This is a genomic window from Streptomyces sp. MJM8645, from assembly GCF_001625365.1.
Taxonomy (GTDB): domain Bacteria; phylum Actinomycetota; class Actinomycetes; order Streptomycetales; family Streptomycetaceae; genus Kitasatospora.
Window position 1 is genome coordinate 2,752,633 of record NZ_LJJF01000001.1, and the last position, 13,570, is coordinate 2,766,202.

A 13,570-nucleotide genomic window follows, 5' to 3' on the forward strand; every position below is an offset into this window, starting at 1 on the left:
CGGCGAGGTCAGCGCCCGGGGCGGACGGTGATGTCGGTGAGCTCCGCGTCGCGGGAGGCGTCCAGGGCGGCGAGGATCGCCTTCACCACCGACTCCGGGGCGATGAAGCGGTCCTCGTCGTAGGCCTTGCCCTCCTGCTGGTGCACCTTGGCCTGCATCGCGGTGGCGGTGCGGCCCGGGTAGACCGAGGTGACCCGGACGCCGTTCGCGTGCTCCTCCTGGCGCAGCGCGTCGGCGAGCGCCTTGAGGCCGTGCTTGCTCGCCGCGTAGGCCGACCACTCGGCGGAGGCGCTCAGGCCCGCACCGGAGTTGACGAACACCACGTGCCCCTTGACCAGGCGCAGCGAGGGCAGCAGGAGCCGGGTCAGCTCGGCGGGGGCGACCAGGTTGACGGCCAGGGTGCTCTGCCAGGCCTTGACCGGCAGCTCGCCGACCGCACCCAGCTCCACCATGCCCGCGACGTGCAGGAGGGAGTCGAGCTCGACGGGCAGCGCCTGGTGGCCGAGGGCCCAGGAGAGCTTGGCCGGGTCGCCGAGGTCGCCGACCAGGGTCTGCGCCCCGGGGAAGCGCTCGCGCAGTTCGGCGGCGCGGCGGGCGTCGCGGGCCAACAGCCAGAGGTCGTCGCCGCGCTCGGCGAGACGCTCGGCCAGGACGGCGCCGATGCCGGAGCCGGCGCCGGTGATCAGATGTGCAGCCATGGTGCTGATCTAATCAGGCCTTGAGCTGCTCAAACACCTGAGCCGGGGTGTCGGCGAAGCTGATCAGCTCGGCGAGCGGGCGCGGCAGGAAGCCCTCGGTGTCCATCCGCTCCATCTGCGTGCGCAGGCCCGCGTAGAAGCCCTCGGTATCCAGGACGATCACCGGCTTGTCGAACATGCCGTGCTTCTTGAGCTCCAGCACCTCGGTCACCTCGTCGAGGGTGCCCAGCCCGCCGACCAGCACGACGATCGCGTCCGCCCGGGCGGCCAGCTCCGCCTTCCGCTCGGCGAGGTCCTCGGTCATCACCAACTCGTCGGCGCCGACGTACCCCTTGTGCCTCAGCATCTCGACGAGCACCCCGACCAGCCTGCCGCCCGCCGCCTTCACCTCATCGGCCAGCAGCCCCATCAGCCCGGCGTTCGAGCCGCCCCACACCAGGGTGTGTCCGCCCTCGCCGAGGAGCCGCGCGAACTCGGCGGCGGGAGCGGAGTAGCGGTCGTCGAGCGAGTACGCGGAGCAGAAGACGCAGATATTCATAGTGCTACCTGGTCTATCACGCGGGCCTGGCCTCGCTCACCCCGGTTTCAGGCGCGGACGGCCGGGCGCTCGGTGGCGGCGATGGTGGCGGAGCCGACGACGCGGGTGCCGTCGTACAGGACGACGGCCTGGCCGGGGGCGATGCCGCGGACGGGGGTGTCCAACTGCACCCGCAGCTCGCCGTCCACGACCGACGCGCTCACCGGCACCTCCTCGCCGTGGGCGCGCAGTTGGGCGGTGTACCGGCCGTCGGCGAGCGGCTCGGTGCCGCACCAGCGCGGCCGGATCGCGGTGAGCCCGGTGACGTCCAGGCCCTCCAGCGGGCCGACGGTCACGGTGTTGTCGACCGGCGAGATGTCGAGGACGTAGCGGGGCTTGCCGTCCGCGGCGGGCCGGCCGATCCGCAGGCCCTTGCGCTGGCCGATGGTGAAGCCGTACGCCCCGTCGTGCTCGCCGAGCTTGGTGCCGTCGGCGTCGAGGATGTCGCCGGTGGCGGTGCCGAGGTGCTTGGCCAGGAAGCCCTGGGTGTCGCCGTCGGCGATGAAGCAGATGTCGTGGCTGTCCGGCTTCTTGGCGACGGCCAGGCCGCGGCGCTCGGCCTCCTCGCGGATGGCGTCCTTGGTGGTGTCGCCGAGCGGGAAGAGGGAGTGGGCGAGCTGGTCCGCGTCCAGCACACCGAGCACGTAGGACTGGTCCTTGGCGGCGTCGACGGCGCGGTGCAGCTGGCGCTCCCCGGACGGCAGGTCGACGATCCGGGCGTAGTGGCCGGTGCAGACCGCGTCGAAGCCGAGCGCGATCGCCTTGTCGAGCAGCGCGGCGAACTTGATCTTCTCGTTGCAGCGCAGGCAGGGATTGGGGGTGCGGCCGGCCGCGTACTCGGCGACGAAGTCGTCGATGACGTCCTCGCGGAAGCGCTCGGCGAGGTCCCAGACGTAGAACGGGATGCCGATCACGTCGGCCGCGCGCCACGCGTCCCGGGAGTCCTCGATGGTGCAGCAGCCGCGGGCCCCGGTGCGGAAGGACTGCGGGTTGGCGGACAGCGCCAGGTGGACGCCCGTCACCTCGTGCCCCGCCTCGGCGGCACGGGCGGCGGCGACGGCGGAGTCGACGCCGCCGGACATCGCCGCGAGCACGCGCAGACGGCCGGTGGACGGAGCGGTCGGGGCACCCGGGAAGTCAGTCATGGTGACTACAAGAGTACGGGGCCGCCGTACATGCCCGACCGCCCGGAGGAACTACCGCCGCACCGCCGCCAGACCCGCGTTGCGGGCCCGCTGGACGGCCGGGGCGATGGCCGCGACCAGCGCCGTCACGTCCTCGCGCACCGAGGTGTGCCCGAGCGAGAACCGCAGCGAGGCCCGGGCCAGCGCCGGGTCGACGCCCATCGCGAGCAGCACGTGGCTGGGCTGCGGCACCCCGGCCGAGCAGGCCGAGCCGGTGGAGCACTCGATGCCCTGGGCGTCGAGCAGCATCAGCAGCGCGTCGCCCTCGCAGCCGGGGAAGGAGAAGTGCGCGTTGGCGGGCAGCCGCCCCTCGGCGGCCGGGTCGCCGTTGAGCACCGCGGCGGGGACGGCGGCCAGCACGGCGGCGATCAGCTCGTCGCGCAGCGCGCCGAGCACGACCGCGTGCTCCGGCTGGCGCTCGACCGCGAGGGCCGCGGCGGTGGCGAAGCCGGCGGCGGCGGGCGCGTCCAGGGTGCCGGAGCGGACGTCGCGCTCCTGGCCGCCGCCGTGCAGCAGCGGGACGGGCGCGGCGCCGCGCGAGAGCAGCAGCGCGCCGATGCCGAACGGGCCGCCGATCTTGTGCCCGGTGACGGTGAGCGCGGTGAGCCCCGACCCGGCGAAGGAGACCGGGACCTGCCCGAGCGCCTGCACCGCGTCGGCGTGCATCGGGATGCCGTACTCGGCCGCGACGGCGGCGAGTTCGCGCACCGGCTGGACGGTGCCGACCTCGTTGTTGGCCCACATCACGGTGACCAGCGCGACCGAGTGCGGGTCCCGCTCGATCGCCTCGCGCAGCGCCTGCGGGTGCACCCGGCCGAGCGGGTCGACCGGCAGGTACTCGACGTCGGCGCCCTCGTGCTCGGAGAGCCAGTGCACCGCGTCCAGCACCGCGTGGTGCTCGACCGGGCTGCACAGCACCCGGGTGCGGGCCGGGTCGGCGCCCCGGCGGGCCCAGTACAGGCCCTTGACGGCGAGGTTGTCGGACTCGGTGCCCCCGCCGGTGAGCACGATCTCGCTCGGGCGGGCGCCCAGCGAGTCGGCCAGCGACTCGCGGGCCTCCTCGACCACCCGGCGGGCCCGGCGGCCGGCCGCGTGCAGGGACGAGGCGTTGCCGACCACCCCCAGGTGCGCCGACATCGCGGCGATCGCCTCGGGCAGCATCGGCGTGGTCGCCGCATGGTCCAGGTATGGCATAACCATCCGATTGTAGAGGGCGCTTCCCGGGCCCCGTCCCGGTGTGCGCACCGATCCGGCCACCGGACGACTCCCGGACGTTACCCGGACCACGCGCCCACCGGACACCGGTGTCCGGCACCCGTTTGACCCGTCGCGCGGCCGAGCGGTTAGCCTGACGGACGCTTCCCGCGGACGGGCCCCGGCCCGGCCCGCGGGCACGGCCCGGGATCACGTCCCACTCTCACTTCCCATCGGCGTGGACAGGAGCGGTGCGCCATGTCGCAGTCGGTCGACCGCGCCCTGACCCTGCTCGGGTCGCTCGGCGACGGGCCGGTCACCCTGGAGCAGGCCGCGACCAGCATCGGGGTGCACAAGTCCACCGCGCTGCGGCTGCTGCGCACCCTGGAGGAGCACGGCTTCGCGCAGCGCCAGCCCGATCTGCGCTACCGCCTCGGCGGCCGGGTGCTCTCCCTGGCCCACCGGGCGCTGGAGGAGATCGACGTCCGGCAGGTCGCCGCGCCGTACCTGGCGGCGCTCAACGCGCGCTGCGGCTACACCGTCCAGCTGGCCGTGCTCCAGGACGGCGAGGTGCTGTACCTGGACGAGGTGGCCGGCAGCTGGGCCGGGCCGGGCGCCGCCCGGGCGTCCCGGATCGGGCGGCGGGCGCCGGCCGGCGGGACGGCGATCGGCCGGGTGCTGCTGGCCGGGCTTCCCGAGGACGGCACCCCCGACGAGGAGTTGCCGGCCGAACTGGCGGCGGTGCGGCTGCGGGGCTGGGCGGTGGAGTCGGCCGAGCACCGGGAGCCGGTGACGTGCGTGGCCGCGCCGGTGGCGGGCAGCGGCGGCCGGACGGTCGCGGCCTGCGCGCTGAGCGCCCCGGCGAGCCAGGTGCCGCTGGCCGAACTCGCCCGGATGGTGCCGGAACTGCTCTGCACGGCGGAGGCGATCTCGCTCGCGTACGGCGGCTCGCCTACTCCTCGCTGGTGCGAGAACCGTTGCGGCGCCAGGCCCGCGGGGCGCGCCAGCCGTACTTCAACGCGAGCATCCGCAGCCCGAAGGCGGTGAGCGCGGCGGCGGTGCCGGTGGCGCCGGTCAGCCGGTCGACGCCGATCAGCACCGCCACCAGGGCGGCGCCGACCAGGGCCGGGACGGCGTAGATCTCCCGGTCCCAGCGCAGCAGCGAGGGGATCTCGCCGGCCAGCACGTCACGGATCACCCCGCCGCCGGCCGCGGTGACCATGCCGAGGGCGACGGCCGACACCGCGCCGAGCCCGTAGTCGTGCGCCTTGGCGGTGCCGGTGACGCAGAACAGGCCGAGGCCGAGGGCGTCCAGGGTCTGCACCGCCCGGTTGATCCGCTCGACCTCGGGGTGCAGGAAGAACACCACCAGCGCGGCGACCAGCGGGGTGATGAAGTACCCGAGGTTGCTGAACGCCGCGACGGGCGTCGCCCCGATCACCAGGTCCCGGATCACACCGCCGCCGAGCGCGGTGACCTCGGCCAGCACCGCGATGCCGAAGATGTCCATGTTCTTGCGGACGGCGAGCAGCCCTCCGGAGAGGGCGAAGACGAAGATGCCGACGAGGTCCAGCGACTGCTGCACGTCGGAGGGGAAGATCTGCGAGGTCACCGAACAACTATGACCCGTACGGACCCCTCCCCCCCTCCGCGTACGGCCGCGGGCCCGGGCGACAACCACCACCGGTCCGGACACTCTGCGCAGAGTTGACGTGAACACCAAATTTCGACATATTCGCGAAATAATGCAGGTCGTGCGGTATGGGGAATACAATTCGCATTTCCCTCCCGAATTCGATGCACGCTTTGCCCGGGTTGGCTGGTTTGGGAAATTGATCCCGGAATTAACTCATGGACGGAGCCGAATGGCGGTGGTAGTTTCATTTCCATCGAGAGAAGCACCAGGGCTTCGAACATGAACAACCGGAGAGGAGACTCCCGTGCGCTACAACGACTGAAATCCCTGATGCCGATTGCACCGGCATCCCCGATGTCCGAACGTCGACAGTCCGCGCCAATGGCCGGGCGATTAAGCTCGGGTAGGTGAATTTCCATGCGTTACAACGACTAATTATATTGCCCGAACCGCGGCAGAGCCCGGTATCGTCGGCGAGAATTGGCGCCGGACCCGGATACGTCCGGGTCCGGCGCACGCTCTTGGCCCAGCGAGAACATGGGCCTCATAGGCCGTTCAAGAATCCTAGGAATTGTCCATGAAACTCCCGGTCCGCTATGACCCCCTCGACAGCTCGACTCTCGCCGATCCCTATGCGGTCTACGCGGAGCTGCGCGCGTCGGAGCCTGTGCACTGGCACGAGAAGATGCAGAGCTGGGTGCTGACCCGGTACCGCGACTGCCAGATGGTGCTGCAGGACCCCGCGGTGTTCGCGACGGACTGGCGGCGGGCCGGCGAGTCGGTCTCCGAACCGTGGCTGAGCCTGCAGACCCTCGACCCGCCGGACCACGGCCCGCTCCGCAGCCTCTTCATGAACGCCCTGCGCGCCCAGGACCTGGAGGCCGTCGGCGAGCAGGGCGAGGCTCTCGTCGGGTCGCTGCTCGACGGACTGGAGGGCAGGGCGGAGTTCGACCTCATGTCGGAGGTCGTCGAGCCGCTCGCCCTGGCGACCATCTCGGAGCTCATGGGCATCGAGCAGCCGGACGTCAGGACCTTCGCCGCGATATCGGATGCCATCGTGCGGAGCATGGACGCCGGATTGGCGCCCGAGACCGGCGGGGACGGAATCGAGACCGGTGCGGAACTCAGGAAACTCGGCATCGAGGCGCGCGGCCGACTGAGCGAAATGGTCGAGTCCTGGTTCACCACCAATCCGCGCCCCGGCCTGCTGGCCCATGTCGCCGGCAACCGCGCCGAGGTGGATGTCGCCGACGCCTTTGTCCGGAACACGGTGCGGGTCGTCTTCCAGTCCGGCTACAGCTCGATCGTCGCCGGTGCCGGAAATGCCATGCTGGCCCTGCTGGAGAACCCCGACAAATTCGAGGCGATGCGCGACCCGGCACTGCTGTCGAGCGGTTTCGACGAACTCATGCGCTATGACGCCTCGGTTCAGGGAACCAGCCGCATCGTCACCGAGCCCGTCACCATCGGATCCGTCCAGCTCAAGCGCGGAGACGTCGTCGTGGTGCTTTTCGGCGCCGCAAACCGCGATCCCGAAAAATTCACCAGCCCCGACGAAATCATTCTGGACCGGACACCGAATCAGCACATGGCATTCGGCCGGGGCCCGCACACCTGCGTCGGGAACCTGTTCACCCAGGTCACGCTGCAGGCGCTGATCAAGGCCATTCTGCGGCGCCCCACACGCCTGCGGATGGCCGGGGAGCCGCTGCGCCAGCGCACCGCGACCATGCGCTACCTGGCGACGCTGCCGGTCACCTTCCAGGCGGCTGCCGCCACGTGACGAAAACGGATACGACGGCTCGCCCGACCCGGACGAGCGCTGCCCGGCTGGCCCTCGCCAGGGCGGTCCCGCCGGCCGGGCCGGTGCGCGGACTGACGCTGTCCACGTTCCTGACCACCCTCGGGGACGGGCTGTTCGCCACCGTCAGCGTGCTGTTCTTTACCCGCGTGGTGGGTCTGCGGATGGTGGACGTGGGCATCGGGCTCACGGTTGCCAGCCTGGCCGGCCTGCTGGCGGCCCTGCCGATCGGACACCTCTCCGACCGCATCGGGCCGCGGCGGGTCCTGCTCGTCCTCACCGTCGCCGCGGGGCCGGCGGTGCTGTGCTACCTGGTCGTCGGCTCCTTCTGGCCGTTCGCCGCCACGGCATGCGCGGTGGGCGTCGTGCAGCGGGGCTGCCGCACGGTCCTGCCCGCCCTGGTCTCCCTGATCGCCTCGGCCGAGGAGCGGGTGACCGCACGCGCACACCAGCAGGTCGTGAGCAACATCGGGATCTCACTCGGTGCGGGAGCCGCCGGCCTGGCCCTGTACCTGGACACCCGGGCCGCGTACGAGGCGATGGTGGTCGTCGCGGCGCTGGCCTACGCGGGGTCGGCCCTCGTGCTGAACCGGATGCCCGTGCGGCATCCGCCTCCCGCGCACAGCGAGAAGCAGCCGCTGGGGGCCGCGCTCAAGGACCTCCGGTACCTGCGGTTCACCGGGCTGAACGCCGTGCTGTCGCTGAACGGCGCCCTCATGGAGATCGCCATTCCGCTGTGGCTGGTCACCCACACCAAGGCGCCCGCCTGGCTGTTCAGCGCCCTGATCGTCCTGAACACGATCCTGGTGGTGGTCTTCCAGGTCCAGGTGAGCTCCAAGGGCAACGACACCACCCCGGGGCTGTGGGGGCGGATCTCCCGCCTCGGCGGGTTCTTCCTCGGCTGCGCCTGCCTGCTGTACGGCGCCGCCGGCTGGGGGAACACCCTGGTCGCGACCGCCGTCCTCGGCCTGGGGATGATCGCCCACACGTGGGGCGAGATGTACCAGGTCTCCGGCGAATGGGGGCTCAGCTTCCAGCTCGCGCCCGAACACGCCACCGGCCAGTACCAGGGCGTCCTGGCCATCGGCCGTGGAGCCGCCAACGTGGCCGCGCCCGTCGCCCTGGTCGCGGTCGTCGGGGCCGGTCAGTACGGGTGGGTGGCACTGGCGGCCGTCTTCCTCGCGGCCGGGCTCGCGATGCCCGCGGCGACCCGGCTGCCCGCCGGCAAGGGCCCCGCCTCTGACGCATGACCAGCACGGGGCCGCCCCAACCGGGTTGTAAGCCCTGACACCACGATGCGCCGCACCGAACGACCGAGAGGCCGTTCGGTGCGGCGCATCGCTTCGCTGTGAGGAACGCGGCGCCGGCCAGTACCAGCGCGTCCTGAAACACGCCCTAGCCGTTCCCCTCGCCCAGCTCGGGGAAGTGGCACGCCACCTCGTGCCCGGTCTTCAGCGCGGCCAGCGGCGGCTCCTGGCTGGCGCAGACGTCCTGGGCCTTCCAGCAGCGGGTGCGGAAGCGGCAGCCGCTGGGCGGGTTGATCGGCGAGGGGACGTCGCCCTTGAGCAGGATCCGCTCGCGGCCGGCCCGCTGGCGCCGGCGCGGGTCGGGCACCGGCACCGCGGACATCAGCGCGTTGGTGTACGGGTGCAGCGGGCTCGCGTAGAGGGAGTCGCGGTCGGCGATCTCGACGATCTTGCCGAGGTACATCACCGCGACCCGGTCCGAGACGTGCCGGACCACCGAGAGGTCGTGCGCGATGATCAGGTAGGTCAGGCCGAGTTCGCGCTGGAGGTCGTCCAGCAGGTTGACCACCTGGGCCTGGATGGAGACGTCCAGGGCGGAGACCGGCTCGTCCGCGATGATCATCTTCGGCCGGAGGGCGAGCGCCCGGGCGATGCCGATGCGCTGGCGCTGGCCGCCGGAGAACTCGTGCGGGTAGCGGTTGTAGTGCTCGGGGCTGAGCCCGCACAGTTCCAGCAGTTCCTGGACGGCCTTCTTGGTGCCGCCCTCGGGCTCCACCTTCTGCAACCGGAACGGCGCGCCGACGATGGTGCCGACGGTGTGCCGCGGGTTGAGCGAGGAGTACGGGTCCTGGAAGATCATCTGGATGTCGCGGCGCAGCGGCCGCATCGCGCCGACGCCCAGGTGGGTGATGTCGGTGCCCTCGAACTCGACCTTCCCGCCGGTCGGTTCGTCGAGCCGGGTGACCAGTCGGCCCATCGTCGACTTGCCGCAGCCGGACTCGCCGACGACCCCGAGCGTCTCACCGGCGTTGACGGTGAAGTCGATGCCGTCGACGGCCCGCACCGCACCGGTCTGGCGGCGCAGCAGTCCGCCGCGGATCGGGAAGTGCCGGGTCAGGCCGGTCACCCGGAGCAGCGGCTCGCGGTCGGGGGCGGGCGCGGGCGCGGGGGCCGTTGCCGCCTGAGTGTCCGTCATCGGTTCTCTCCAGAAAGGTGGTACGAGGCCGGGCTCACAGCCGGGGCGCGATCTCTTCGGCGAAGATGCGGTGCCGTTCGGCGGCCGGGAGGTGGCAGGCCGCGTAGTGGCCGGGCGAGGCTTCGGCCAGCACCGGGAGCTCGCTCGTGGAGCGCCCGCCGGTCCGGTCGGCGTACGGGCAGCGCGGGTGGAAGGCGCAGCCGGACGGCACGTTGATCAGGCTGGGCGGGGTGCCCTTGACCGGGACGAGGCGGTCCTGGAGTTCGCGGTCCAGGCGCGGCATGGAGCCCAGCAGGCCCCAGGTGTAGGGGTGTTCGGGCGCGTCGAAGAGGGTCTCGGCGGGGCCGCGCTCGATGCACTTGCCGCCGTACATGACCAGGATGTCGTCGGCCAGTTCGGCGACCACCCCGAGGTCGTGGGTGATGATGATGACGGCCGAGCCGAACTCGTCCTGGAGGTCGCGGATGAGGTCCAGGATCTGCGCCTGGACGGTGACGTCCAGGGCGGTGGTGGGCTCGTCGGCGATCAGCAGCGAGGGGTCGTTGACCAGCGCCATGGCGATCATGGCGCGCTGGCGCATGCCGCCGGAGAACTGGTGCGGGTAGTCGTCCACCCGGCGGTCGGGCTGCGGGATGCCGACCCGGTCGAGCATCTCGACCGCGCGGGCCCGGGCCTGCTTCTTGGACGCCTGGGGGTGGTGCACCCGGTACGCCTCGACGATCTGCGCGCCGACGGTGTAGTAGGGGTGCATCGCGGTCAGCGGGTCCTGGAAGATCATCGCCATCTCGCGGCCGCGCAGTTGGCGCACCCGTTCGGGGCCGGCCGCGATCAGGTCCTCGCCGTCCAGCCGGATCTCGCCGGTGATCCGGGCCCGCTTGGTGCGGTGCAGGCCCATGATGCCGAGCGAGGTGACGGACTTGCCGGAGCCGGACTCGCCGACGATGCCGAGGGTGCGGCCCTTGTGCAGGTCGAAGCTGACCCCGTCCACCGAGCGGACCAGGCCGTCGTCGGTGTCGAAGTGGATCCGCAGGTCGCGGACGGAGAGGAAGGGGTCGCCGGACGGGGCCTGGGCGGCGACCGCCTCGGTCTTCTGGAGCTCGGTCACGAGAGCCTCACCCGGGGGTCGACGAGTGCGTACAGGAGGTCGACCACGAGGTTGCAGGCGACGATGAAGAAGGCGGCGAGCAGGGTGACGCCGAGGATCTTGGGCAGGTCGTTGTCGGCGATCGCCTGGACGGCGAAGGCGCCGACGCCCTGGAGCGAGAAGACCTGCTCGGTGATGAGGGCGCCGCCGAGGAGCAGGCCGAGGTCCATGCCGAAGATGGTGATGACGGGTGTCAGCGCGGCGCGCAGTCCGTGCCGGGCGACGACCTTGCGCTCGACCAGGCCCTTGGCCCGGGCGGTGCGGATGTAGTCCTCGCTCATGGTCTCCAGCATTCCGGCGCGGGTGAGCCGGGCGTAGAGCGCGGAGTAGAGGAAGGCCAGCGAGATCCACGGGAGGATCAGGTTGCGGGCCCACATCAGCGGGTCGTCGGCGAAGTCGACGTACTGGAGGTTGTCCAGGATCGGCCACTCGTAGCTGAACAGCGTGAGCAGCAGCGCGCCGGTGAAGAAGACCGGCAGCGAGACGCCGGCGAGGGAGATGCCCATGGCGATCCGGTCGAAGACCGAGCGCGGCTTGAGCGCGGAGACGACGCCTGTGGCGACGCCCGAGACCAGCCAGAGCACGGCCGCGCCGACGGCGAGCGAGAGGGTGATCGGGACGCGCTTGATCAGCTCGGGCCAGACCTCCAGGTGGTTCTTGAAGGAGTAGCCGAAGCACGGTACGTGGCAGGTGACCGGGTCCGGGCCGAACTTGTACTCGGCGCCGCTGACCAGGGCCTTGAGGAAGTGCCAGTACTGGGTGTACAGCGGCTGGTCGAACCCGAGGTTCTTCTTGACCGCGGCGATCGCCTCGGGGGAGGGGTTCTTCCCGACGTACTGCGTGGCCAGCTGGTCGGCGGTCTCGCCGGCGATGCGCGGGAGCAGGAAGAAGATCGCGAAGGTGACCGCACTGACCACCAGCAGCAGTACGACGGCCGCGAAGATCCTGCGGATGATGTAGGCAAACACAGTTGGGCGGCTCCGGCGGCCCGCCGCCGTCCGGGATCTTCCGGACGGCGGCGGGCGGCCGCTGCCTTCACCTGCCTTCAGGGATGCGGAGCCAGGCTCTTTACTTGGTGGTGCCGATGTTCAGGTAGTCGTACTCACCCGAGAAGCCCGAGGTGGACACCAGGTTGGTGGCGCTGTCCGGGCGGTACAGGAAGACCTTGAAGTAGGTCAGCGGGACGTAGACCGCCTGGTCCATGATCTTCTTGTCGATCTGGCCGTAGATCTTCTCGCGCGCCGACTGGTCGGTGTTGGTGATGGCGTCGTCGAGCAGCTTGTTGACCTCGGGGTCGTTCAGCTGGGCCAGGTTGCTGTTGCCGGAGGCCTTGATGGCGCGGCCGTCGGAGATCTGCTGCAGGAAGCCGTAGCCGGTCGGCCAGTCGGCGCTCCACTGCATCATCATCAGACCGATGTTGTGGTCCTGGGTGAACTGCGGGACACCGGCGGCGTCCGAGAAGTACTTGCCCTGCGCGTACTTCTGGATCTCGACGTTGATGTTGATCTTCTTCAGCGCGGCCTGGATCGCGGTCGCGGCCTGGATCTCCGGGTCGCGCTCGGTACGGGCGGTGATCACCGTGCTGAAGCCGTCGGCCTTGCCGCAGGCCTTGAGGGCGTCCTTGGCCTTGGCCTCGTCACCCTTGTTGCCGTTGGTCGCCCAGGTGTTGAAGTCCTGGTGGCCCGGGACGTCCGGCGGGATCACCGTGTTGGCGACCTGGCCGCGGATCGGGCCGCCGAGCGTGGTCTGCACGGAGACCTTGTCGATCGCGTACTGGACGGCCTTGCGGCACTCCAGGTTGTCGAACGGCGCGACCTTGGTGTTGATCGCGACGTACGCCAGGCGGCCGCCGTAGGCGTTGTCGGTGTTCGCCTTGAGCTTCTGGTTCTGCAGGATCTGCGCCTGGGTCTGCGGGTCGACGCCGCTGCCGACCAGGTCCACCTGGGCGTTGCCGGCGATCAGGTCCTTGTCGATGGTGGACTGCTCCATGCCCATCCGGACCACGATCTTGTCCGCGAGCTGCTTGCGGATCGGGTCGGTGCTCGGGTCCCAGTTGGTGTTCGGCACCAGGGTGAGCTGCTTGCCGTCCTCGTAGGACTCGAACTTGTAGGCACCGGAGGCGACCACGTGCTTCACGTAGCCGGCGCCGTCGTCCTTGGCCTGCGGGACCGGGACGGTCTGCGGGGAGCCGACCAGGTAGTCGAAGTCCGCGAACGGCTGCTTCAGGTGGAAGACGATGGTCAGGTCGTCCGGCGTCTCGATCGAGTTCAGGCCACCGGTCTTGTCCTTGTACGGGCCCTGGTACGGCGTCTCGTTGTCGACCAGCAGCTCCTGGAAGTACGTCGGGCCGTTGGAGTTGACGTCCCGCGCGAAGTTGGAGCGCTCGACGGCGTACTTGACGTCCTTCGAGGTGATCGCGGTGCCATCGTCGAACTTCAGGCCCGCGCGCAGCTTGTACGTCCAGGTCAGGCCGTCCGCGCTGGCCTTGCCCAGGCTCTCGGCGAGGTCCGGGACCAGCTTCTCGCCGTCCGTGCCGGCGCCCGGGGCGAAGGTGGTCAGCGGACGCCCGTACAGGCGCGAGAAGTTGTAGATGTAGGCGTAGTACGTGTTGCCCGGGTCGAAGGAGTCCGGGGAGCCCTTCATCTCGTAGGTGACCGTCCCGCCCTTCTTGTCCGAGGCGTTGACGATGCCCTTGGTGGCGGCGTCGGCACCGCCGCCACCGGCGCTGCTGCCGCTGGCGGAGGAGGACGAGCCGGAGCCCTTGCTGCCGGAGGTGCAGCCGGTCACGATCAGGACCGCGGCGGCTGCCGCCGCGGTCAGGGCGACGGTACGGGACCTGCGCATGGGTGAGATCAACCCCTTGAGGATGGGAAGGAGGGAGGGCCTGACGTTGC

At 70.8% G+C, this 13,570-nt stretch carries 12 protein-coding genes; 3 read left to right on the forward strand and 9 right to left on the reverse strand.

Annotated features, from left to right (window positions below; genetic code table 11):
* Nucleotides 1–8: 8 nt before the first annotated feature.
* From A6F73_RS11680 to A6F73_RS11695, 4 genes are read right to left on the reverse strand one after another with little or no spacing between them, the layout of a single operon-like run.
* Complete coding sequence (locus tag A6F73_RS11680) at nt 9–698, reverse strand: SDR family oxidoreductase (RefSeq protein ID WP_063347733.1); 690 nt, start codon at nt 696–698, stop codon at nt 9–11.
* 13 nt (nt 699–711) lie between these two features.
* Nucleotides 712–1,236: a TIGR00730 family Rossman fold protein gene (locus tag A6F73_RS11685; RefSeq protein ID WP_063347734.1), complete on the reverse strand. Its 525-nt coding sequence runs from the start codon at nt 1,234–1,236 to the stop codon at nt 712–714.
* Nucleotides 1,237–1,283: 47 nt separating this feature from the next.
* On the reverse strand, nt 1,284–2,420 hold the full coding sequence (gene mnmA, locus A6F73_RS11690) for a tRNA 2-thiouridine(34) synthase MnmA (protein WP_063347735.1): 1,137 nt from the start codon (nt 2,418–2,420) through the stop codon (nt 1,284–1,286).
* Nucleotides 2,421–2,471: 51 nt separating this feature from the next.
* On the reverse strand, nt 2,472–3,653 hold the full coding sequence (locus tag A6F73_RS11695) for a cysteine desulfurase family protein (protein WP_063347736.1): 1,182 nt from the start codon (nt 3,651–3,653) through the stop codon (nt 2,472–2,474).
* 258 nt (nt 3,654–3,911) lie between these two features.
* Between A6F73_RS11695 and A6F73_RS11700 the strand changes: the two genes are divergently transcribed.
* Nucleotides 3,912–4,700: an IclR family transcriptional regulator gene (locus A6F73_RS11700; protein WP_063347737.1), complete on the forward strand. Its 789-nt coding sequence runs from the start codon at nt 3,912–3,914 to the stop codon at nt 4,698–4,700.
* Here the strand turns inward: A6F73_RS11700 and A6F73_RS11705 are convergent.
* A complete protein-coding gene (locus A6F73_RS11705; RefSeq protein ID WP_063347738.1) occupies nt 4,606–5,265 on the reverse strand; it encodes a trimeric intracellular cation channel family protein in 660 nt (219 codons plus the stop codon). The two genes, A6F73_RS11700 and A6F73_RS11705, sit on opposite strands and share 95 nt — an antisense overlap.
* Before the next feature lie 601 nt (nt 5,266–5,866).
* Here A6F73_RS11705 and A6F73_RS11710 point away from each other — a divergent pair.
* A complete protein-coding gene (locus A6F73_RS11710) occupies nt 5,867–7,072 on the forward strand; it encodes a cytochrome P450 (RefSeq protein WP_063347739.1) in 1,206 nt (401 codons plus the stop codon).
* Nucleotides 7,069–8,340 (forward strand): MFS transporter, encoded by a 1,272-nt coding sequence (locus A6F73_RS11715; RefSeq protein WP_159398432.1) that lies wholly within the window; start codon nt 7,069–7,071, stop codon nt 8,338–8,340. Before A6F73_RS11710 ends, A6F73_RS11715 begins: the two co-directional genes overlap by 4 nt.
* A gap of 145 nt (nt 8,341–8,485) precedes the next feature.
* On the opposite strand, the gene A6F73_RS11720 is transcribed toward A6F73_RS11715, so the two are convergent.
* From A6F73_RS11720 to A6F73_RS11735, 4 genes are all read right to left on the reverse strand, one after another.
* The gene (locus tag A6F73_RS11720; RefSeq protein ID WP_063347740.1) at nt 8,486–9,532 is read right to left on the reverse strand and encodes a dipeptide ABC transporter ATP-binding protein; all 1,047 of its coding nucleotides are present in this window, start codon (nt 9,530–9,532) and stop codon (nt 8,486–8,488) included.
* A 34-nt stretch (nt 9,533–9,566) separates the two neighbouring features.
* Nucleotides 9,567–10,637, reverse strand: a complete 1,071-nt coding sequence (locus tag A6F73_RS11725) for an ABC transporter ATP-binding protein (RefSeq protein WP_063347741.1) — start codon at nt 10,635–10,637, stop codon at nt 9,567–9,569.
* Nucleotides 10,634–11,644, reverse strand: coding sequence for an ABC transporter permease (locus A6F73_RS11730; protein ID WP_063347742.1), 1,011 nt, complete (start codon nt 11,642–11,644; stop codon nt 10,634–10,636). The genes A6F73_RS11725 and A6F73_RS11730 overlap by 4 nt, the downstream gene beginning before the upstream one ends.
* 100 nt (nt 11,645–11,744) lie before the next feature.
* Nucleotides 11,745–13,520 (reverse strand): ABC transporter substrate-binding protein, encoded by a 1,776-nt coding sequence (locus tag A6F73_RS11735; RefSeq protein WP_063347743.1) that lies wholly within the window; start codon nt 13,518–13,520, stop codon nt 11,745–11,747.
* Nucleotides 13,521–13,570: the final 50 nt, after the last annotated feature.

Coding starts and splice junctions, on each gene's coding strand:
- A6F73_RS11700 (WP_063347737.1), top strand. CDS start 3,912: ATGTCGCAGTCGGTCGACCGCGCCCTGACCCTGCTCGGGTCGCTCGGC.
- A6F73_RS11680 (WP_063347733.1), bottom strand. CDS start 698: ATGGCTGCACATCTGATCACCGGCGCCGGCTCCGGCATCGGCGCCGTC.
- A6F73_RS11710 (WP_063347739.1), top strand. CDS start 5,867: ATGAAACTCCCGGTCCGCTATGACCCCCTCGACAGCTCGACTCTCGCC.
- A6F73_RS11695 (WP_063347736.1), bottom strand. CDS start 3,653: ATGCCATACCTGGACCATGCGGCGACCACGCCGATGCTGCCCGAGGCG.
- mnmA (WP_063347735.1), bottom strand. CDS start 2,420: ATGACTGACTTCCCGGGTGCCCCGACCGCTCCGTCCACCGGCCGTCTG.
- A6F73_RS11685 (WP_063347734.1), bottom strand. CDS start 1,236: ATGAATATCTGCGTCTTCTGCTCCGCGTACTCGCTCGACGACCGCTAC.
- A6F73_RS11720 (WP_063347740.1), bottom strand. CDS start 9,532: ATGACGGACACTCAGGCGGCAACGGCCCCCGCGCCCGCGCCCGCCCCC.
- A6F73_RS11735 (WP_063347743.1), bottom strand. CDS start 13,520: ATGCGCAGGTCCCGTACCGTCGCCCTGACCGCGGCGGCAGCCGCCGCG.